20 protein-coding genes and 1 pseudogene are annotated in these 21,093 nt (G+C 66.5%); 18 read left to right on the top strand and 3 right to left on the bottom strand.

The genetic code is table 11. The annotated features are described in order from the left end of the window. Window positions 1-6 precede the first annotated feature (6 nt). From A7G45_RS23380 to nuoN, 13 genes and pseudogenes are all read left to right on the top strand, one after another. The gene (locus A7G45_RS23380) at window positions 7-564 is read left to right on the top strand and encodes a NuoB/complex I 20 kDa subunit family protein (protein ID WP_043400788.1); all 558 of its coding nucleotides are present in this window, start codon (window positions 7-9) and stop codon (window positions 562-564) included. Then, window positions 561-1,235, top strand: a complete 675-nt coding sequence (locus A7G45_RS23385) for an NADH-quinone oxidoreductase subunit C (RefSeq protein WP_260940567.1) — start codon at window positions 561-563, stop codon at window positions 1,233-1,235. Before A7G45_RS23380 ends, A7G45_RS23385 begins: the two co-directional genes overlap by 4 nt. Continuing rightward, window positions 1,235-2,563 (top strand): NADH dehydrogenase (quinone) subunit D, encoded by a 1,329-nt coding sequence (nuoD, locus tag A7G45_RS23390; RefSeq protein ID WP_260940569.1) that lies wholly within the window; start codon window positions 1,235-1,237, stop codon window positions 2,561-2,563. The genes A7G45_RS23385 and nuoD overlap by 1 nt, the downstream gene beginning before the upstream one ends. Continuing rightward, window positions 2,560-3,282: an NADH-quinone oxidoreductase subunit NuoE gene (gene nuoE, locus A7G45_RS23395; protein WP_260940571.1), complete on the top strand. Its 723-nt coding sequence runs from the start codon at window positions 2,560-2,562 to the stop codon at window positions 3,280-3,282. Before nuoD ends, nuoE begins: the two co-directional genes overlap by 4 nt. After that, window positions 3,279-4,589, top strand: coding sequence for an NADH-quinone oxidoreductase subunit NuoF (nuoF, locus tag A7G45_RS23400; RefSeq protein WP_043400798.1), 1,311 nt, complete (start codon window positions 3,279-3,281; stop codon window positions 4,587-4,589). The genes nuoE and nuoF overlap by 4 nt, the downstream gene beginning before the upstream one ends. After that, a complete protein-coding gene (locus A7G45_RS23405; RefSeq protein WP_260940574.1) occupies window positions 4,586-6,970 on the top strand; it encodes an NADH-quinone oxidoreductase subunit G in 2,385 nt (794 codons plus the stop codon). Before nuoF ends, A7G45_RS23405 begins: the two co-directional genes overlap by 4 nt. Then, window positions 6,967-8,196 carry an NADH-quinone oxidoreductase subunit NuoH gene (gene nuoH, locus A7G45_RS23410; protein ID WP_260940575.1) on the top strand — a complete coding sequence of 410 codons (1,230 nt, stop codon included), beginning with the start codon at window positions 6,967-6,969 and terminating at the stop codon, window positions 8,194-8,196. Before A7G45_RS23405 ends, nuoH begins: the two co-directional genes overlap by 4 nt. Further along, a pseudogene (nuoI, locus tag A7G45_RS23415) lies at window positions 8,186-8,745 on the top strand (NADH-quinone oxidoreductase subunit NuoI); the annotation flags it as partial. The gene nuoH and the pseudogene nuoI, both read left to right, overlap by 11 nt. Next, the gene (locus A7G45_RS23420; protein WP_260940578.1) at window positions 8,728-9,438 is read left to right on the top strand and encodes an NADH-quinone oxidoreductase subunit J; all 711 of its coding nucleotides are present in this window, start codon (window positions 8,728-8,730) and stop codon (window positions 9,436-9,438) included. The pseudogene nuoI and the gene A7G45_RS23420, both read left to right, overlap by 18 nt. Then, on the top strand, window positions 9,435-9,734 hold the full coding sequence (nuoK, locus tag A7G45_RS23425; protein ID WP_043400812.1) for an NADH-quinone oxidoreductase subunit NuoK: 300 nt from the start codon (window positions 9,435-9,437) through the stop codon (window positions 9,732-9,734). The genes A7G45_RS23420 and nuoK overlap by 4 nt, the downstream gene beginning before the upstream one ends. Window positions 9,735-9,736: 2 nt before the next feature. Next, window positions 9,737-11,620 (top strand): NADH-quinone oxidoreductase subunit L, encoded by a 1,884-nt coding sequence (nuoL, locus tag A7G45_RS23430; RefSeq protein WP_260940581.1) that lies wholly within the window; start codon window positions 9,737-9,739, stop codon window positions 11,618-11,620. Further along, the gene (locus tag A7G45_RS23435) at window positions 11,614-13,164 is read left to right on the top strand and encodes an NADH-quinone oxidoreductase subunit M (protein WP_260940583.1); all 1,551 of its coding nucleotides are present in this window, start codon (window positions 11,614-11,616) and stop codon (window positions 13,162-13,164) included. The genes nuoL and A7G45_RS23435 overlap by 7 nt, the downstream gene beginning before the upstream one ends. Window positions 13,165-13,169: 5 nt before the next feature. After that, window positions 13,170-14,702, top strand: a complete 1,533-nt coding sequence (nuoN, locus tag A7G45_RS23440) for an NADH-quinone oxidoreductase subunit NuoN (protein WP_260940862.1) — start codon at window positions 13,170-13,172, stop codon at window positions 14,700-14,702. A 104-nt stretch (window positions 14,703-14,806) separates the two neighbouring features. Here the strand turns inward: nuoN and A7G45_RS23445 are convergent, their stop codons facing one another. Then, window positions 14,807-16,048, bottom strand: a complete 1,242-nt coding sequence (locus A7G45_RS23445) for an HNH endonuclease (RefSeq protein WP_260940584.1) — start codon at window positions 16,046-16,048, stop codon at window positions 14,807-14,809. A gap of 344 nt (window positions 16,049-16,392) precedes the next feature. Here A7G45_RS23445 and A7G45_RS23450 point away from each other — a divergent pair, with 344 nt between their 5' ends. The 3 genes from A7G45_RS23450 (at window position 16,393) to A7G45_RS23460 (ending at window position 17,989) form a co-directional block, all read left to right on the top strand. Next, window positions 16,393-16,839 carry a hypothetical protein gene (locus A7G45_RS23450; RefSeq protein ID WP_260940586.1) on the top strand — a complete coding sequence of 149 codons (447 nt, stop codon included), beginning with the start codon at window positions 16,393-16,395 and terminating at the stop codon, window positions 16,837-16,839. Continuing rightward, complete coding sequence (locus A7G45_RS23455; protein ID WP_260940588.1) at window positions 16,836-17,348, top strand: polyketide cyclase; 513 nt, start codon at window positions 16,836-16,838, stop codon at window positions 17,346-17,348. Before A7G45_RS23450 ends, A7G45_RS23455 begins: the two co-directional genes overlap by 4 nt. A 71-nt stretch (window positions 17,349-17,419) precedes the next feature. Next, a complete protein-coding gene (locus tag A7G45_RS23460; RefSeq protein WP_260940590.1) occupies window positions 17,420-17,989 on the top strand; it encodes a nitroreductase family protein in 570 nt (189 codons plus the stop codon). Window positions 17,990-18,015: 26 nt separating this feature from the next. On the opposite strand, the gene A7G45_RS23465 is transcribed toward A7G45_RS23460, so the two are convergent. After that, window positions 18,016-18,585 carry a carboxymuconolactone decarboxylase family protein gene (locus A7G45_RS23465; RefSeq protein WP_260940592.1) on the bottom strand — a complete coding sequence of 190 codons (570 nt, stop codon included), beginning with the start codon at window positions 18,583-18,585 and terminating at the stop codon, window positions 18,016-18,018. Between the two features lie 201 nt (window positions 18,586-18,786). Between A7G45_RS23465 and pdxR the strand changes: the two genes are divergently transcribed. Both pdxR and A7G45_RS23480 read left to right on the top strand, forming a co-directional pair. Further along, window positions 18,787-20,076, top strand: a complete 1,290-nt coding sequence (pdxR, locus tag A7G45_RS23475) for a MocR-like pyridoxine biosynthesis transcription factor PdxR (protein WP_456094110.1) — start codon at window positions 18,787-18,789, stop codon at window positions 20,074-20,076. A 66-nt stretch (window positions 20,077-20,142) separates the two neighbouring features. Further along, window positions 20,143-20,595 carry a hypothetical protein gene (locus A7G45_RS23480; RefSeq protein WP_260940594.1) on the top strand — a complete coding sequence of 151 codons (453 nt, stop codon included), beginning with the start codon at window positions 20,143-20,145 and terminating at the stop codon, window positions 20,593-20,595. Here A7G45_RS23480 and A7G45_RS23485 read toward each other — a convergent pair. Next, the gene (locus A7G45_RS23485; RefSeq protein ID WP_260940595.1) at window positions 20,562-21,050 is read right to left on the bottom strand and encodes an MBOE_33420 family protein; all 489 of its coding nucleotides are present in this window, start codon (window positions 21,048-21,050) and stop codon (window positions 20,562-20,564) included. The genes A7G45_RS23480 and A7G45_RS23485 overlap by 34 nt on opposite strands. Window positions 21,051-21,093: the final 43 nt, after the last annotated feature.

The following is a 21,093-nucleotide window of genomic DNA, read 5'->3' on the forward strand; positions in this document are numbered from 1 at the left end:
GGACCCATGGGACTCGAAGAACGCTTACCCGGCGGCATCCTGCTGTCCACTGTCGAGAAGGTCGCGGGGTACGTACGCAAGGGGTCGCTGTGGCCCGCCACCTTCGGGCTGGCCTGCTGCGCCATCGAGATGATGGCCACCGCCGGCCCTCGTTTCGACATCGCGCGCTTCGGCATGGAGCGGTTCTCCGCGACACCCCGGCAGGCTGATCTGATGATCGTCGCGGGCCGCGTCAGCCAGAAGATGGCACCGGTGCTACGGCAGGTGTACGACCAGATGGCCGAACCCAAATGGGTGCTGGCCATGGGGGTGTGCGCCTCCTCCGGTGGGATGTTCAACAACTACGCGGTGGTGCAGGGGGTCGACCACATCGTGCCGGTCGACATCTACCTACCGGGCTGCCCGCCCCGGCCCGAGATGCTGCTCAACGCAATCCTCATGCTGCACGCCAAGATTCAGGAGATGCCGCTGGGGGTCAACCGGGCCGAGGCGATTGCCGCGGCCGAGGAAGCGGCGTTGCAGGCACGTCCCACCATCGAACTGAAGGGACTGCTGCGGTCATGACGGACACGCCCGACCAGACCGGCCCCGAGGTGATCGGGACGCGGCGCGGCATGTTCGGCGTGCGCGGCAGCGGCGACACGTCGGGCTACGGCCGGTTGGTCCGTGAGGTGGTCCTGCCCGGCAGTTCGCCCCGTCCGTACGGCGGCTACTTCGACGACGTCGTCGACGCGTTGGCCGAGGCCCTGGGCGCGGACCAGTTCACCGCCGCAGTCGAGCGCATCGTCGTGTTCCGCGACGAGCTGACCCTCGAGGTACGCCGGGACCACCTCGTGCCGGTGGCGCAGACGCTGCGCGACGAGCTGAGGTTCGAACTGTGTCTGGGCGTTTCCGGGGTGCACTACCCCGACGACACGGATCGCGAGCTGCACGCCGTCTACCCGCTGATGTCCATCACCCACAATCGAAGGATTCGCGTCGAGGTGTGCGCACCGGACGCCGATCCGCATGTGCCGTCGCTGTATTCGGTGTATCCGACGACCGACTGGCATGAGCGGGAGACCTACGACTTCTTCGGCATCATCTTCGACGGCCATCCCGCGCTGACCCGCATCGAGATGCCCGACGACTGGGTGGGCCACCCGCAGCGCAAGGACTACCCGCTCGGCGGCATTCCCGTCGAGTACCACGGCGCGAAGATTCCGCCCCCGGACGAACGGCGGGCCTACAACTGATGACTCCGGACAACGAACCCGATGGCCGCGAACGCGTGGTCACCGTCGGCGGTCAGGACTGGGCCGACGTTGTCGCGGCAGCGCGCGAGAGCGCGGTGGCCGGCGAGCGCATCGTGGTCAACATGGGGCCGCAGCATCCGTCCACCCATGGCGTCCTGCGCCTGATCTTGGAGATCGACGGCGAGACCATCACCGAGGCCCGATGCGGAATCGGCTACCTGCACACCGGAATCGAGAAGAACCTCGAGTACCGGACCTGGACGCAGGGCGTCACCTTCGTGACCCGGATGGACTACCTCTCCCCCTTCTTCAACGAGACGGCGTACTGCCTCGGCGTCGAGAAGCTGCTCGGCGTCACCGACGACATTCCCGAGCGCGCCAACGTCATCCGGGTCATGCTCATGGAGCTCAACCGCATCTCGTCGCACCTGGTGGCGCTGGCGACCGGCGGCATGGAGCTGGGCTCCATGTCGGCGATGTTCTTCGGATTCCGGGAACGCGAACTGGTGCTGTCCGTCTTCGAGACCATCACCGGACTCCGGATGAACCACGCCTTCATCCGCCCCGGCGGGCTGGCGGCCGACCTACCCGACGACGCACTGCCACGCCTGCGGGAACTGCTGCAGCTGTTGCCGAAACGGTTGCGCGACATGGAGAACCTGCTCAACGAGAATTACATCTGGAAGGCACGCACCCAGGGAGTCGGCTACCTGGATCTGACCGGATGCATGGCACTGGGCATCACCGGTCCGGTGTTGCGGTCGACGGGGCTGCCGCATGATCTGCGCAAGTCGCAGCCGTACTGCGGGTACGAGTCCTACGACTTCGACGTCATCACCCACGACCAGTGCGATGCGTACGGCCGCTACATGATTCGTGTGCTGGAGATGCGCGAGTCCATCAAGATCGTCGAGCAGTGCGTGGAGCGATTGGCTCGGCTGGGGCCGGGACCGGTGATGATCACCGACAAGAAGCTGGCCTGGCCCGCAGACCTGAAAGTCGGCCCCGACGGCCTGGGCAACTCGAACGAACACATCGCCAAGATCATGGGCTCCTCGATGGAGGCCCTGATCCACCACTTCAAGCTGGTCACCGAAGGCATCCGGGTACCGGCCGGGCAGGTGTACGTCGCGGTCGAATCGCCGCGCGGCGAACTGGGCGTGCACATGGTCTCCGACGGCGGCACCCGGCCGTTCCGGGTGCACTACCGCGACCCGTCGTTCACGAATCTGCAAGCGGTGTCGGTGATGTGCGAGGGGTCCATGGTCGCCGATGCCATTGCCGCGGTGGCATCGATCGATCCGGTCATGGGAGGCGTGGACAGGTGACCGCTATCGAACTCCGTCTCGGGCCGCGTCCGGACGAGCCGGGACCTCCCATCGGCCAAGGGCCGCAGTCGTATTCGGCAGACGTGCGGGAACAGCTGGCAGCCGACGCGGCGGCGATCATCGCCCGTTATCCCAGTGCCCGGTCCGCACTGTTGCCGCTGCTGCATCTCGTCCAGTCCCAGGACGGCTACCTGACACCAGCCGGAATCTCTTTCTGTGCTGGGCAATTGGACCTCAGCACGGCCGAAGTCACCGCGGTCGCGACGTTCTACTCGATGTACCGGCGCACGCCGACCGGCGAGTATCTGGTCGGCGTCTGCACCAACACGCTGTGCGCCATCATGGGCGGGGACGCCATCCTGGAAACCCTGGAAGAACACCTCGGCCTCGGCGCCGGCGAAACCACCGCCGATGGCCGGGTCACGCTGGAACACATCGAATGCAACGCCGCCTGCGACTACGCACCGGTGGTGATGGTCAACTGGGAGTTCTTCGACAACCAAACCCCCGGTTCGGCACGCGATCTCGTCGACTCGCTGCGAGCCGGCGAGTCGGTGACCCCGACCCGGGGCGCGGCGCTGTGCACCTTCAAGGAGACCGCACGCATCCTCGCCGGGTTCCCCGACGAGCGTCCCGGCAGCAACGACGGCGAACCCGGCGCGGCCACCCTCGCCGGGTTGCGCGTCGCCGAAGAGCGCGGGATGGAGGCGCCGCAATGACGTCGACGGGACTGACGCCGGTACTGAGCAGGCATTGGGATCAGCCGCAGTCTTGGACGCTGCAGAGCTATCTGCGGCAGGGCGGCTACCAGGCGCTGCGTGCGGTGCTGCGAATGCAACCCGCTGAAGTCATTGCGCTGGTGAAGGATTCGGGCCTACGGGGCCGGGGCGGTGCCGGTTTCCCGACGGGAACAAAGTGGTCGTTCATCTCCCCCGACGACGGCCGTCCACACTATCTCGTGGTCAACGCGGACGAATCCGAACCCGGAACGTGCAAGGACATTCCGCTGATGCTGGCCTCGCCGCACACTCTGGTGGAGGGCGCGATCATCGCGTCGTACGCCATCGGCGCCCGGCACGCATTCATCTACCTGCGCGGCGAGGTGGTGCCGGTCCTGCGCCGGCTGCAAGGCGCCGTGGCCGAGGCCTACGCGAACGGCTACCTCGGCACCAACATCGCCGGCACCGGCTTCGATCTGGACCTGGTCGTGCACGCCGGGGCGGGTGCCTACATCTGCGGGGAAGAGACCGCGCTGCTCGACTCACTGGAGGGCCGACGCGGCCAACCCCGTTTGCGTCCACCGTTTCCCGCGGTCGCCGGGCTGTACGCGTGCCCGACCGTGGTCAACAACGTCGAGTCGATCGCCAGCGTCCCCTCGGTGATCCGCGGCGGCGTCGACTGGTTCCGGTCCATGGGGTCGGAGAAGTCACCGGGCTTCACGTTGTACTCACTATCGGGTCATGTCACCCGCCCCGGACAATACGAAGCACCACTGGGGATTTCGCTGCGCGAACTGCTCGAGTACGCCGGCGGGGTACGAGCCGGACACCAGTTGAAGTTCTGGACGCCGGGCGGCTCGTCGACGCCGATGCTGACACCCGAACATCTGGACATCCCGCTCGACTATGAAGGCATGGCCGGGGTCGGCTCGATGCTGGGCACCAAGGCACTACAGATCTTCGACGAGACCACCTGCGTGGTGCGGGCCGTGCGCCGCTGGACCCAGTTCTATGCGCACGAATCCTGCGGCAAGTGCACGCCGTGCCGGGAAGGCACCTACTGGCTGGCACAGATCTACGCCCGGCTGGAGAGCGGGCAGGCGCAGGCGGCCGATCTGGACAAGCTGCTCGACATCTCCGACGCCATCCTCGGCAAGTCGTTCTGCGCGCTCGGTGACGGTGCGGCCAGCCCGATCATGTCCTCGCTCAAGTACTTCCGCGATGAGTACGTCGCGCACCTGAACGGTGGCTGCCCCTTCGATCCGCACGCCGCCACGATCTTCGCCACGGAAGGAGCGGGCGCGTGACAGTGACTGAGCCGGCGAAGGACGCGACTGCGGTCGAGATGGTCTCGCTGACCATCGACGACCAGCAGATCAGTGTGCCCAAGGGCACGTTGGTGATTCGTGCGGCAGAGCTGATCGGCGTCCAGATCCCCCGGTTCTGCGACCATCCTCTGCTGGAGCCGGTGGGCGCCTGCCGGCAGTGCCTGGTCGAGGTGGAGGGCCAGCGGAAGCCGCTGGCGTCGTGCACCACCACCGTCAGCCCGGACATGGTGGTGCGCACCCAAGTGACGTCGGAGGCTGCCGACAAGGCGCAGCACGGCGTGATGGAACTGCTGCTGATCAACCATCCGCTGGACTGCCCCGTCTGCGACAAGGGCGGCGAATGCCCCCTGCAGAACCAGGCAATGTCCAACGGCCGCAGCGATTCTCGTTTCGAGGACGTCAAGCGAACCTACCCCAAGCCCATCAACCTGTCGGCGCAGGTACTGCTCGACCGCGAACGCTGTGTGCTGTGCGCGCGCTGCACCCGGTTCTCGAACCAGGTCGCCGGCGACCCGTTCATCGAACTCCTCGAACGTGGCGCGCTGCAGCAGGTGGGGATCGGCGGCGACGACCCGTTCGACTCGTACTTCTCCGGCAACACCGTGCAGATCTGTCCCGTCGGCGCCCTGACCGGGACCGCGTACCGGTTCCGGGCCCGGCCTTTCGACCTGGTCTCCACCCCCAGCGTGTGCGAACACTGCGCCTCCGGGTGTGCGCAGCGCACCGATCACCGACGCGGAACGGTGTTGCGCCGCTTGGCCGGTGACGATCCCGAGGTCAACGAAGAGTGGAACTGCGACAAGGGCCGCTGGGCCTTCACCTATGCCACGCAGGGTGACCGGATCACCACGCCACTGATCCGCGAGGCCGACGGCACCCAACGTCCGGCGTCCTGGCCCGAAGCGGTGGCGGTCGCGGTGCGCGGCCTGTCGGCCGCCGGTGCACGCACCGGAGTGCTCGTCGGTGGACGACTCACCACCGAAGACGCCTATGCCTACGCCAAGTATGCGCGGATCGTGTTGGGCACCAACGATATCGATTTCCGCAGCCGGGTGCACAGCGACGAGGAAGCGCAGTTCCTGGCGGCCAGCGTCGCGGGTCAGCCGATGCAGGTGACGTACGCCGACCTGGAAAAGGCGCCCGTCGTGCTGCTCGTCGGGTTCGAGCCGGAAGACGAATCACCGATCATCTACCTACGGCTGCGCAAGGCCTTCCGCAAGCACGGGCTCAAAGTGGTTGCGGTGGCACCTTTCAGTAGCCGGGGCCTGGAGAACATGGGCGGCACCCTGATCACGGCCGCACCCGGCCGCGAGCCCCGCGCACTCGACGCCATCGAGGTGCTGCCGCCCGGATCGGTCATCCTCACCGGTGAGCGACTGGCCGGCGTGCCCGGTGGGTTCTCCGCGGTGGCCCGGCTGGCCGGGCGGACGGGCGCCACCGTCGGCTGGGTGCCACGGCGGGCCGGCGAGCGGGGTGCCCTGGAGGCCGGGGCGGCCCCGAATCTGTTGCCCGGCGGGCGATTGGTGACCGATCTGCCGTCACGCACCGAGGTTGCCGTCGCCTGGCATGTGGACGAACTGCCCGACGCTCCGGGCCGCGACACCACCGCGATCTTGGCCGCCGCAGCCGACGGTGACCTGGAGGCGGTCCTGGTCGCCGGGGTCGAACTGGCCGACCTACCCGACCCGGCGCTGGCTCAGCGGTCACTCGGTGCGGCGAAGTTCGTCGTCAGCATGGAGGCGCGCCGCAGCGCCGTCACCGACCTGGCACACGTGGTGTTCCCGGTGGCGCCAGTGGTCGAGAAGGCCGGCAGTTTCGTCAACTGGGAAGGGCGCGGGCGGTCTTTCGGCGCGGCGCTGCCGCCTGCCATGCGAGCGGACATGGGCGTGTTGGCCGCGCTCGCCGACGAGCACTGCATCGATCTGGGTCTTCGCGACGTCACGACGGTGCGCAATGAGATGAACCGGCTGGGCTGTTGGAGCGGACCACGCCCCGCCGCACCGGAATTCACCGCTCCACCCAACCCGGTGCCCGGACCCGGACAGGCAGTCCTCGCGGGCTGGCGGATGCTGCTGGACGCCGGCCGGATGCAGGACGGCGAACCGAACCTGGCTGCCACCGCGCGGCCGACCGTCGCCCGGTTGTCGGCTGACACCGCCGCGGGCATCGGCGCGTCCGAGATGGTCACAGTCAGTACGGATCGCGGCAGCATCACCCTGCCGCTCGAGATCACCGAAATGCCGACCGGCGTGGTGTGGCTGCCGCTGAATTCGCCGGGGTCGACGGTGCACGCCACGCTCGGCGTCGCCCCGGGCGCCGTCGTCACGATCAGCGGGGCCAGTGACGGGACCAGGCCATGAACTATCCCGACCTGTCGTCGTTCGGACTCGACCCGTGGTGGCTGGTCCTCGCCAAAGCCCTTGGCATCTTTGTGTTCCTGGTCCTGACGGTGCTCGTCGCCATCCTGCTCGAGCGCCGGGTACTGAGCTGGATGCAGATGCGCATCGGGCCGAACCGGGTGGGGCCCTTCGGGTTACTGCAGAGCCTGGCCGACGGTATCAAGCTCGCCCTGAAGGAAGGGCTGGTCCCGGCCGGGGTGGACAAGCCGATCTACCTGATGGCACCCATCATCGCGGTGATCCCCGCGTTCATGGCGTTCGCCGTCATCCCGATGGGACCGTTGGTCCACGTCTTCGGGCACGAGACCCCGCTGCAGTTGACCGACCTGCCGGTCGCGGTGTTGTACGTCCTGGCGGTCACGTCGATCGGGGTGTACGGAATCGTGTTGGCCGGCTGGGCCTCCGGCTCCACCTACCCCCTGCTCGGTGGATTGCGGTCCAGCGCGCAGGTGATCTCGTACGAGATCGCGATGGCACTCTCGTTCGCCGCGGTGTTCCTGTACGCCGGCACCATGTCGACGTCGCAGATCGTCGCCTCCCAGCAGGGCCGCTGGTACGTCTTCCTGCTGCTGCCGTCGTTCCTGGTCTACGTGGTCGCCATGGTCGGCGAGACCAACCGGGCACCGTTCGATCTGCCCGAAGCCGAGGGCGAGCTCGTCGGCGGATTCCACACCGAGTACTCCTCGCTGAAATTCGCGATGTTCATGCTCGCGGAGTACGTCAACATGACGACGGTGTCGGCACTGGCCACCACGTTGTTCCTCGGCGGCTGGCAGGCCCCGTGGCCGCTGAGCCTCATTCCCGGAGCCAACACCGGATGGTGGCCGCTGCTGTGGTTCATCGGCAAGGTGTGGACGTTCCTGTTCCTGTTCATGTGGCTGCGTGCGACGCTCCCCCGCCTGCGGTACGACCAGTTCATGGCGTTGGGCTGGAAGGTGCTCATCCCCATCTCACTGGCGTGGATCATGATCGTCAGCATCGTGCGGACGCTGCGACTGCAGGGATACGACAGCTGGCCCGTCGTGCTGGCGTTCGCCGCCCTCATCGCTGTGGTCGCCATCGCCGGTGCGCTGTGGAATACGGTGCGGCGCAAGGCGGCTCGCACCCCGGTCCCGGCCGCCGAACCTCAGCCCGGCGCGTTCCCGGTGCCACCCATCCCGGCCAAGGAGATACACCATGCCCGGTAGGCCCAAGTTCATCGATGCCATCGCCGGCTTCGGCGTCACCTTCGGAACCATGTTCAAAAAGTCGGTCACCGAACAGTATCCCGAGGAGCCCGGCCCGGTCGCTCCTCGCTATCACGGCCGGCATCAGCTCAACCGCTACGACGACGGCCTCGAGAAATGCATCGGCTGTGAATTGTGCGCGTGGGCCTGCCCCGCGGACGCCATCTTCGTCGAGGGCGCGGACAACACCGAGGAACAACGGTTTTCGCCCGGCGAGCGGTACGGCCGGGTGTACCAGATCAACTATCTGCGGTGCATCGGCTGCGGGCTCTGCATCGAGGCCTGCCCGACCCGTGCGCTGACCATGACCAACGACTACGAGATGGCCGGCGACAACCGGTCCGGCCTGATCTACGGCAAGGACAGGCTGCTGGCTCCGCTGGAGATCGACATGACCGCGCCGCCCCATGCGATGGCCGAGGGCAGCACCGACGAGGACTACTACCGCGGCAACATCACCGCGGCCGGACTGTCGCGGCCCGAGGCGGCCAAGTGACCGGAGAGGCCGTGACGTTCTGGGTGCTCGGCACGGTGTCGGTGCTCGGCGCCATCGCCATGGTGGCCGCGCCCAAAGCGGTGTACTCGGCAATGTTCTTGGCCAGCACCATGATCAGCCTGGCCGTGCTGTACATCGCTCAGGACGCCGTGTTCCTCGGCGTCGTGCAGGTGGTGGTCTACACCGGCGCGGTCATGATGCTGTTCCTGTTCGTCCTCATGCTCATCGGTGTCGATTCCGCGGACTCCCTGGTCGAAACCATACGGGGACAACGCATTGCCGCCGTGGTGGCCGGCATCGGCTTCGGCATCGCGGTGATCGCCGGCATCGGCAGCCTCGGTACCAACGTCGTCGGTCTCGAACACGCGAACCGGGCCGGCAACGTCCAGGGCCTGGCGGTGCTGATCTTCACGCGCTATCTGTGGGCCTTCGAGACCACCAGCGCCCTGCTCATCACCGCCGCGCTGGGCGCCATGGTGCTGACCCACCGCGAACGATTCGAACACCGAAAGACCCAGCGCGAGCTGGCAATCGAACGGTTCGCCCCGGGCGGGCATCCGACGCCGCGACCGAACCCCGGTGTGTACGCGCGGCACAACGCCGTCGACATCCTGGCCCGGTTGCCCGACGGATCGGACGCCGACATGTCCGTCAGCGCCGTCCTGCCCCGGCGCAGTGTGTCCACCGACGATGGGAACGCCTCATGAATCCCACCAACTATCTGTATCTCTCGGCGCTGCTGTTCACCATCGGCGCGGCCGGTGTGCTGCTGCGCCGCAACGCCATCGTCATGTTCATGTGCGTCGAATTGATGCTCAATGCCGCCAATCTGGCGTTCGTCACGTTCTCCCGGATGCACGGCGAACTCGACGGTCAGGTGGTGGCGTTCTTCACCATGGTAGTGGCTGCGTGTGAGGTGGTGGTGGGACTGGCGATCATCATGACCATCTTCCGTTCCCGACGGTCGGCGTCAGTGGACGCCGCGAGCCTGCTGAAGCAGTGACCGTGACGACATCCGTGTGGTTTCTGATCGCGCTGCCGCTGGCCGGTGCGGCGATACTGCTGCTCGGCGGGAAGGCCACCGACGCGTGGGGTCATCTGCTCGGCTGCGCCACGGTGGTCGGCGCCTTCCTCGTCGGCGCGACGCAGTTCGTGGCCATGTCCGGACGTGCCAACGACTTCCGGTTGGTGCACGAGACGCTGTTCTCCTGGGTCCCGGTCGCGCAACTCCAGGTCGACTTCGGGCTGCGGCTGGACCAGCTGTCGGTCTGCTTCGTCCTGCTGATTACCGGCGTCGGCGCGCTGATCCACATCTATTCGATCGGCTACATGGCGCACGACCCGGCACGGCGCCGATTTTTCGGCTACCTCAACTTGTTCGTCGCCGCCATGCTGCTGCTGGTCCTGGCCGACAATTACCTGGGCCTGTACGTCGGATGGGAAGGCGTCGGCCTGGCGTCGTACCTGCTGATCGGGTTCTGGTCGCACAAGCCGTCGGCCGCGACGGCCGCGAAGAAGGCGTTCGTCGTCAACCGGGTCGGTGACATCGGGCTGGCGCTGGCCCTGGCGGCCATGTTCGCCCACACCGGAACCCTCTCGTACACGGGTGTTTTCGCCAAGGCTCCGCATCTGGCCGCGGCGACCGCCACGCTCATCGGTCTGCTGTTGCTGCTGGCGGCCTGCGGCAAGTCCGCGCAGGTGCCGCTGCAGTCCTGGCTGGGGGACGCGATGGAGGGCCCGACGCCGGTGTCGGCGCTCATCCACGCGGCCACCATGGTCACCGCGGGCGTGTACCTCGTGGTGCGGTCGGCACCGATCTTCAACCAGTCCGCCGACGCCCGGCTGGCGGTCGCCGTCGTCGGGGCGGTCACGCTGTTGTTCGGCGCGGTGATCGGCTGTGCCAAGGACGACATCAAGAAAGCCCTCGCGGCGTCGACCATGAGCCAGATCGGCTACATGATGCTGGCGGCGGGGCTCGGTCCGGCCGGCTACGCGCTCGCGATCCTGCATCTGCTGGCCCACGGATTCTTCAAGGCCGGGCTGTTCCTCGGTGCCGGTTCGGTGATGCACGCCATGGACGACGAGACCGACATGCGCCGCTACGGCGGGCTGCGCACCGCCATGCCCGTCACGTTCGCGACGTTCGGCATGGGGTACCTCGCGATCATCGGTATCCCGCCGCTGTCCGGGTTCTTCTCGAAAGACCCGATCATCGAGACCGCCTTCGCGGCCGGTGGCGCCAGAGGCCTGCTGTTCGGCGGCGCGGCCCTGTTGGGCGCGGGCATCACCGCGTTCTACATGACCCGCGTCATGCTGATGACGTTCTTCGGTGAAAAGCGTTGGCGCGCCGAGGCACATCCGCACGAATCGCCGTCGGTCATGGGCTGGCCGATGGTCCTGCTGGCCGGCGGATCCATCGGTGCCGGTGCCCTGCTCGCCGTCGGCGGCAAACTGGAGCACTGGCTGGAACCGATCGTCGGTTACCAGGAGCCCGCGCATGCCATCCCCGCGTGGCTGCTGACCATCGTCACGCTCGCGGTCGTCGGGGTCGGTGTGGCGATCGCGTATCGGATGTATGCGCTGCAACCCATTCCGATCAGTGCGCCGGTCAACGTCTCCGGACTGACGGTCGCTGCCCGCAACGATCTCTACGGCGACGCGTTCAACGAGCGGGCGCTGATGGCGCCGGGCCGGCGGCTCACCAAAGACTTGGTCGACTTCGACGACGTCGCGGTCGACGGCGTCACGCGCGAACTGGCGGCGCTGGTACGCAGCGGGTCGCAGGATCTTCGACGTTGGCAGAACGGGTTCGCCCGGTCGTATGCGCTGTCCATGTTGGCCGGAGCGGCATTGATTGCGGCCGCCATTCTCACGGTGAGGGTGTGGTGACCGGAATGTGGTGGCTGACGGCGTTGTGGGCCGTCCCGATGGCCGGCGGTGCGGCAGTGATCTTGTTGCCTGCCAACGCACGGGCTTTCGCCCGCTGGGCCGCGCTCGCGGTGTCGCTGCTGGTGCTGGTCATCGCGCTGGTGCTGGCGCTGCGCTTCGATCCGGCCGGTGCGCGTTATCAGTTCGTCGAGAACCATCCGTGGATACCGTCGTTCGGCACCGGATACATCCTCGGCGTGGACGGCGTGGCGCTGGTGTTGGTCGCGCTGACGGCGGTCCTGGTACCGCTGCTGATCATCGCCGGGTGGAATGACGGTGACACGAACGACGCTGGTGCGCAGGCCAAGTCGACACATGCCTATTTCGCGCTGATCCTCGCCGTCGAGTCGATGGTGCTGATTTCCCTGGTGTCGCTGGACATCTTGCTGTTCTACGTGTTCTTCGAGGCCATGCTCATCCCGATGTACTTCCTCATCGGCGGTTTCGGAGCAGACCGTCCCGCCGCCTCGAAGGCAGCCGTGAAGTTCCTGCTGTACAACCTGTTCGGCGGCTTGATCATGCTGGCCGCCGTCATCGGGCTGTACGTGGCCACTGCCAACAGCCCGCTATTCGCCCACGGCACCTTCGATTTCCGCGCCGTCGCGGACGCCGCGCGCTACGGCACGCTGAACATCAGCCCGGGCCTGGCCAACGCGTTGTTCGGCGGGTTCATGTTTGCGTTCGCAGTCAAGGCGCCCCTGTGGCCGCTGCACCGTTGGCTGCCCGACGCGGCAGTACATGCGACGCCGGCCACTGCCGTCTTGATGATGGCCGTCGTCGACAAGGTGGGTACCTTCGGCATGCTCCGGTACTGCCTGCAGCTCTTCCCGCAGTCCGCAGCGACGTTCCGGCCGTTGATCATTGCGCTGGCGGTCATCGGCATCGTCTACGGAGCCATCGTCGCCATCGGGCAGACCGACGTCATGCGGCTGATCTCGTACACATCGATATCGCACTTTGGCTTCATCATCCTGGGCATCTTCGCGATGACCGAGCAGGCGCAGTCCGGTGCCGCGCTGTACATGGTGAACCACGGCATCTCGACCGCCGCCCTCTTCCTGATCGCCGGGTTCCTGGTGTCCCGCCGGGGATCTCGGAACATCGCCGACTACGGCGGCGTGCAGACCGTTGCGCCGGTCCTTGCCGGCACGTTCCTGATCGCCGGCTTGGCCACGCTGTCCCTGCCCGGTCTGGCCCCGTTCATCAGCGAATTCCTGGTCCTGGTCGGCACATTCATCCACTACCCGGTCGTCACCGCCGTGGCGGCAACGGCGCTGGTGCTCTCGGCGCTCTACATCCTGTGGATGTACCAGCGGATGATGACCGGCCCCGTGGCCGATGGCAACGACAAGCTGCGCGACCTGGTGCCACGCGAATTGGCCGTGGTGGTGCCGCTCGTCGCCCTGCTGTTCGTGCTGGGCGTCTATCCCAAGCCCGCCCTCGACATCATCAATCCCGCTGTCGGCCATACCTCGCCGAGCACCGCGCAGGGGGTCGCCCGGTGACGCCCATCCCCGCGCCGTCCGTCGAGTACGGCCTGCTGTCGCCGATGCTGATCGTCTTCGGCATCGCACTGGCTGGTGTGCTGGTGGAGGCCTTCGCGCCGCGTACCGCGCGGTACCGCGCCCAGGTCGTGCTGAGCATTGGCGGCCAGGCGGTGGCTTTTGTCGCCGTGGTTTGCCAAGCGCTGTACCTGGATTCACCGGTCGGCCGGTCCGCGGTGCTCGGGGCCATCGCCATCGACCGTCCGGCGCTGTTCCTGCAGGGCACCTTGCTCGGGGTCAGCCTGCTGGCAACCCTGCTGATGGCGCAACGCGTTTCGGATGGCAGCGGGTTGGCGGCGTTCACGCCACAAGCAGCGACGGTGCCCGACAGCGCCACTGAGCAGATCGCGCTCAAAGCCGGTGTGACCCAGACCGAGGTGTTCCCGCTGGCGATGTTCGCCCTCGGCGGCATGATGCTGTTCGGCGCGTCCGACGACCTGCTGACCATGTTCGTCGCGCTCGAGGTGCTGTCCCTGCCCCTGTACCTGATGTGCGGCCTGGCCCGGCGAAATCGGTTGCTGTCGCAGGAAGCGTCGCTGAAGTACTTCCTGCTGGGGGCTTTCTCGTCGGCATTCTTCCTCTTCGGTGTCGCGATGCTCTACGGCTATTCGGGCAGCCTGAGCCTGTCGGGGGTCGCGGCCGGCCGCGGACCGGCATCCCTCGGACTCATCGGCATCGCGCTCCTGTGCGTCGGCCTGTTGTTCAAAGTCGGCGCAGTGCCGTTCCACTCGTGGGTGCCGGACGTCTACCAGGGGGCACCCACGCCGGTGACGGCGTTCATGGCGTCGGCCACCAAGATCGCCGCGTTCGGCGCGCTGCTGCGGGTCTGCTACGTCGCGCTGCCGACCCTCGCCAACGACTGGCGACCGGTGCTGTCGATCATCGCCGTGCTGTCCATGGCAGTGGGTACGGTGATCGCCATCGCACAGAACGACGTGAAGCGCATGTTGGCGTATTCCTCTGTGGCACATACCGGTTTCATCCTCACCGGTGTGATCGCGCTCAACACCAGCGGACTCTCGGCATCGTTGTTCTACCTCTTCGCCTACGGGTTCAGCACGCTCGGCGCGTTCGCGGTGGTGAGCGTGGTCCGCCGCGCCGACGGCGACGAAGAAGGTGACCTGCGCCGGTGGGCCGGACTGGGCCGGCGGCATCCATTCTTCGGTGTCGTGTTCGCGCTGTTCCTGCTTGCCTTCGCCGGCATTCCACTGACCAGCGGGTTCGTCAGCAAGTTCGCGGTCTTCAAGGCCGCGGCCGAGGGCGGCGCCGCATCCCTGGTGGTCATCGGTGTGATCGTCAGCGCCATCGCCGCGTACTTCTACGTCCGGGTGATCGTCCTGATGTTCTTCACCGATCCGGTCGAGGACGGCCCGGTGGTGCAGTCGGGCACGCTCAGCACCGCAATGATCGGGCTGACGGCCTTCGTGACCCTCGCGCTGGGTGCCGTCCCCCAGCCCGTGCTGGACTTGGCCAACCATGCCGGACAATTCTTGCGCTGAGCGACTGACTGACCGCCGACCGACGCACGCGTTCCACTTGACCAGATGCGGCGGTGGGGCATCACTATTGAGTTATCAAGGTGCGCAATAGGTTCCAGGCCTCGTTACGCGGCCGCGTGGTCCAGTCGCATGGTGCGGCGGTTGTAGGCGGGGATGGGTCGCCGGTGTCGGTCGACGCAGGCGGGTGGGATGAGCCACGGATGCTTGTCCATGCCCATGACCACGTCCCAGCCGTCGTGGTGGATGTTGGCGTGGCAGGCCGGGCACAGGAGACACCCGTTGCTCAGGCTCGTTTCGCCGTGGTGGCTCCAGTGCACGATGTGGTGAGCGTGAGTGCGTCCCGGTGGTGCGCCGCATTTGATGCAGCACTGATCACGCAGATACAGGGCCTTGCGTAGATGGGCCGGGAATAGGCGTTTCTCGCGCCCCATGTCCAGCGGCACCTGCTCGCCGTCCACCAGCACCGTGGTGACCGTGGTGTCGCAGGTCAGCCGGTCCAGGGTCAAGGCGGTGATCGGTCCCATGAACTCCAACTCGGCCAAGTCCGGGGTGTCCGCGGGCACCGTCAGCAGTAATTGCGTGCGCGGCGCGCTGGCGGCGTCACCACCACGAGCGGCGATATCCAGCACCGCCTCCAACGCATCAGCACGCCGCCGCCCCGCCGACCGCACATCGGGGCTGCCGTCCGGTTCCGGTCGCGGCGGCGACAACTCCTCCATCGCCGCCACATATTTGGCACCGACTTCAGCATCCAGATCCGCGCGGATCTGCAACCGGCCATCACTGGTCACCCGATGGTCCACAGTGTTGATCGAGCGGTCCTCCGCCGCGGGCAAGCCACCCTCAGCGGCGGCCACCCGATTCCCCAGCCGGCGCGCCCGGTCACCGATCGCCGCCGGAGTCGCCCCCGAGAAGAACTGACCGAGCAGATCGGTGACCTGTTCAAACCGGGCCGCCTCATCAACAGGACCTGGCGACCGTGCCCGAATGTGATTGATGCCCTTCACGATCGCATCGACATGCTCACCCGAAATCGCCCCATCAGCAGCATGCGCCACCAAGGTCGGCAGCGACGGCAACGCCGCACCAACCCGGACCAGCCGCTCCGCCACGCCCGGCGCACAACCAAGACTGATCAACAGCTCCCGCGGCGTCCGCCCCTGCGACGACGCAACACCAAGCCGCCCCAAGGCAGTAGCAACCATCGCCGCCAGATGCTCAACGACGTTTCGCAGCACCACCAGCGCCCGCATCACATCAAGAGCGTCGTCGCCATTGACGTCGTCAGGGATACGCAAAGCGCAGACACCACCGACGATGGTGTCGAGTTCCGTCGAGGTACTCATGATTCGATTTTATCGAACATATGTTCGATAGGCAAGGGTCTCACTGCTCCAAGATTCTGACAAGGTCGCCAGTTGCGGAGAGCCGCGACCACGGCTGGAAGGGCCTGGAATTGGCTCGACCGCACCTGCGCACCGCACGATGAGTGACGCTTGCCGCCGTCTCATCGACCCAGCGCGCGTCGACCCAGCGCCCTCGGACCCAGCGCTCGCTGAGCGCGCCATCGGAATACAGCACCAGCCGAGTGGTACCCGGTTCCGCCATCAAACTGGCCCCTGACAAGCGACCAATGAGTACCTAGTCTCGAAGTGTGGCGACAACGACGGCAGTTGGACATGCTCGCCAGGTGAATCTGGACCGCGACTCCTTGCCTGGCCAAGTCAAGCGTGCCGACTATCTCGACGCCTTCGAAGTCACCGTCGCCGAATCCGACACCCGTACGCCCGAGGTGCTGGCACGTGAAGCGCTCGAGCGGTCCGGGACTCTCCTTCGCGAGGGAATTCGATTCGCACACAAGGAGTTCCTGCTGTTCCAGCTCGGACCGGCGGACTCACCCGACCACATCCTCGGCTGGCGCATCGTGGATTCGACACCTGATGTGGTCCACCTGCAGGCCGACTCACCACTGATGAGCGGGACCCTGATTCTTCGGCGAACGGATGCCTCGACGGGCCAACTCATCACCGCGCTCCACTACAAGCGCCGCCGGGCGGCCGCCGCGGTCTGGCGAGCCATCGGCCCCATCCATCGCACGGCCGCGCCCTACCTAATGAACAAGGTGGCGACCCGATGATCGGTGACCGGTGGGGCGTCACCGACGCCGAGACCCGGGCGACCTACGGCTGTGACAGCTATGTCGCCAGCCCATCGCTCGAGGCATGGCGCGGAGTAACGGTGAACACGACACCAGATCAATTGTGGCCGTGGCTTGTTCAGGTTCGCCTGGCGCCGTACTCGTACGACTGGATCGACAACCTGGGCCGGAAATCACCACGCGAGTTGCGCAATCTGCCCGATCCCACGCCCGGCGATCCGTTCACCGCCACCGCGGGACAGCCCCTGGGCAGGGTGCTCGCGGTGGAGCACCAGGCGCAGTTGACTGCGCAGATCATGGGCACGCACATGTCGTATCAGCTCACCCCGATCGACGACCGCCGAACTCGACTGGTGTTGAAAGTCGCGGCGCCGCAATCAATGCGGCTCGCCGCTCCGTTGCTCAGTGTCGGCGATCTCGTGATGGCGCGGCGGCAGCTGCTGAACTTCAAGCATCACGCTGAAAACTCAGCGCCCATCCGTCACTGACATTCCGGAAGCAAACGCGGCGCTGCACCACATCGGTTGTGAAAGAGGAGTTTTCAGCACATGATGCTGACGTGACCGAGTGTGAGAATGCCGCGGCAAATGGAGTCCACCCCCTATTGGCGGAGCGGTTCAGTCCAGTGTCGTTCGATCGGAATGCGGCGTTGAGTAACGCCCAGGTCGACGTGCTGCTCGACGCTGCCCGGATGACGCCTTCAGCGGGGAACTCGCAGCCGTGGATGTTCATCGTGGGTCGGCGTGACGATCCGATCCACGCGCGGATCGCGAGCCACCTGGCACCCAGTTCAGCTCGGTGGGCTCTGGATGCCTCGCTGCTGGTGGTGAATCTGGCTCACATCCTCGTTGAAGACACGGACTGGGAGTTCTCGGAGTTCGCGCGATACGACCTCGGACAGGCCGTCGCTCACATGACGATTCAGGGGCTGGTCATGGGACTCGGCGCACATCAGTTTCGTGCATTCGATCGTGAAGGTGTCGCCCGGGAGTTCGATGTCCCGGCCGAGTGGGAGGTGACGTCGATGACGGCCTTGGGCGTAGCCGGCCCTGCGTCGGACGGAAAGACGGGCCCGGCCCCAAGCCGCGCTCGGCTGTCGCGACGCGAGATCACCTGGGCCAGCGCGTAGTCATCTGCACTGGTGGGGCCCATGCGTCAGGCAACGGAATCATTTGCGCCGCTTCGGTTTCCCGGCTCAGGGATGAGGCAGACCGTGCCGCCGGCCGTGTCCATCGGCCTGATACCGAGGCCCTGGTTCAGCCGTCCACGCTGGTTCTCCCAGGCGATTTCGGCCGCGATCTCCATCAACTGCCCCTTGGTCAGATGCGTGAGCAGTTCCTCACGGAGCCCGTCCGAGATGATCGCCGGTGCGCGGGACATCTCTTCGGCGAACTGAATGCACAACTTCTCCAGGTGCGTGAACTCGTCGCTGTCGCGATAGTTCACCAAGGCGATCAACTTCTCTTCCGAGAACCCCTCATGGCGGCCGAGGGTGTCGGAGATGTCGATGCAGAACTCGCAGTGAGTCAGCATCGCCGCTTTCGTGCCCGCGAGCACCTTGAGCGCGGTGGGCGCCCTGCCACTGAACAGCAGCGCCATTTCGAACAGCCCGTTCGCCGCCGCGATGAGCGGGCGCCGGATCAGCCAACCCGGTAGGTCCCAACGATTTTCGCGGGACTTGGACAAGACGACCAGGTGAACCCAGATGCGCTTCAGGATCCTCACGATGCGTTCTCCTCGATTCCCTTACCACGGGCCGGTGGCTGCGGTATAGCTTCATGCTAGGTCCGCACTGGTCGCAGGTTAGGAACCAATATTTCGAGCGAATCGGGTACCACTTCAGGTCCAGAGCTTCTCATCGAACTGGACCGGACCAGTGGTGCCGCCGCGCTGCATCGTCAGCTGACCGACGGCCTGCGTGACGCGATCCGGACCGGCCGGCTCGCGCCGCAAACCCGATTGCCGTCCAGCCGTGTGCTCGCCGCGGACCTCCAGGTGTCGCGGCGGCTCGTGGTCGACGCGTACAGCCAACTCGTCGCGGAAGGCTTCCTGCAGAGCCAACAAGGTTCTGGCACAACGGTTGCCGCCGTCGACACGACCACCGGGCGGTCTCAGCCATCCCACCCGGACCGTCGGACATTCGACATCGATTTCGCACCGGGCGTGCCCGATCTTGCGAGCTTTCCACGGCACAGTTGGCTGCGCGCACTGCGCCAGGGGCTGTCCTCCATCGAGTCCGAGTCGTTCGGCTACGTCTCCCCCAAGGGTCTACCGGATGCCCGCGCGGCGGTATCGGAGTACCTGCGGCGCACGCGGGGTGTGCTGGCCGATCCAGAGCGCGTCGTCTTGTGTTCCGGCGCGACGCAGGCCATCGCATTGCTCGCCCACGTGCTCCGGCACCGCGCCATCGCGATGGAAGATCCGGGGTTCTGGTTGCACCGCATGGTTTTTCGCCACCACGGCATCGAGCCGACCCCTGTCCCGGTCGACGACGACGGACTCGACGTGGAGGCACTCGCCGGCACCGCGGCATCCACTGTGCTCACCACCCCCGCGCACCAATCTCCGACCGGGGTCGTCCTGTCACCCGCCCGCCGCACCGCGCTCCTCGAATGGGCGCGTGCGGGCAACCTCGTCATCGAGGACGACTACGACGCCGAGTATCGCTATGACCGCGCGCCCGTCGGCGCACTGCACGCCCTGGCCCCCGACCGCGTCATCTACCTCGGCTCAGTCAGCAAGACGTTGGCTCCGGGGCTGCGGCTCGGCTGGATGGTGCTGCCCGCGGACCTCGTCGGTCCCGTGGTGTCGGCGAAAGGCCTCGCCGACACCGGTAGCTCAGTCATGGATCAGCTGGCCTTCGCCACCTTGCTGCAGTCCGGCGACTACGACCGGCATCTGCGGCTCATGCGCCGCAGGTACCTGGCCCGGCGCAACTCCTTGCTGCGGGCACTCGGCCGGCACCTCCCCGAAGCCACGGTGCTCGGCGCCGCCGCCGGCGTTCACCTCACTGTGAGTCTGCCCGCCGACTGCGAGATCGACGACGTCGTGCGGCGAGCGGCGAACCGGCGCGTGCGCATCGATCCACTGTCGTGGTGCTACACCGAACCCGGCGCTGCCCCGCCGGGCTTGATCCTCGGCTATGCCAACCTCACGGAATCGCAGATCGACACCGGCGTCCGGGCGATCGCCGCTGCCGTCCGCCGCCCGTCGTAAGTGGTACCCAATTCCGGCAAAGAAGTGGCGCCTGACCCTGGGCCATTGCGTGGCTACCCTCGGAGAATGACGACGCAAACACCGTTGCGGATCGTGTTGGTTACCTGCGCGACTCTTGGCCTGATAACGCTGGTCCTGGGCATCTGGGCGTTCGTCGCGCCGATGTCATTCTTCGAGGTGCTCGCACCGTTCGAGCCCTACAACCGCCACTTCCTCCATGACGCCGGCGTCCTGCAGATCGGCGTCGGAGTGTCGATGTTGCTGGCCGCCGCCCGTCGATCGCCGGTGGAGGTGGCATTGGGCGGCTTCGTGGCGTTCGAAGCGCTCCACGTCGTGTCGCACGTGATCGACCGGGATCTCGGCGGCAGGCCGGCCTTCGACATCACGGCCCTCACGGTGCTGACCCTTGCCGGCGTGGCCGCGCTGATAGTGGGTCGACGGCAGCGCAGTGACAAGGCTGAACCCACGCCGCCCACCCCGACCGGTTACGTGGGCGTCAAGGTGAACGGCAGCCAGTAGGTACCAGCACCGTCACCAGGGCAGCCTGGCGCTGCCACGGTGAACGTCCGCTCGCCGGTGAAACTGCCGTCGCCGTTGGGCTTGAGGAAGTCCGACCGGAAGGCCGTCACCGCAGCGCCATTCGGGCCGCAGTGGAACGGGTAGTCGCCCGAAGATTCCCAACGGTCACCCGTCCACCGGTAGTCGAACAGTGCCGGGGCATTCGGATTCTCTTTCAGCTCAGTCACTCTCAGCCAGTGTGCGACGCAGCCTCCGGCGTCACATACCGTCCGGAACATGGCCGCCTGGGTCGACGGGTCAGAGCTGTCCGGACGCCCATTGAAAGTCTGACGAGAATGGTCGAGAAAGGTGTCATAGCCCCCGTAAAGCGGCACCGGTTCCGCACGATCGGCGTGCGCCTGCGGGACGGCCACCAACAACGCCAGGGCCGTGGCGACATAAATTTTCGGCAGCATGACTTTGAATAGCACACTGCACGAGGCCCAAGGGGTGGATCAG

It is taken from the genome of Mycolicibacterium llatzerense, from assembly GCF_025331195.1.
GTDB lineage: Bacteria > Actinomycetota > Actinomycetes > Mycobacteriales > Mycobacteriaceae > Mycobacterium > Mycobacterium llatzerense.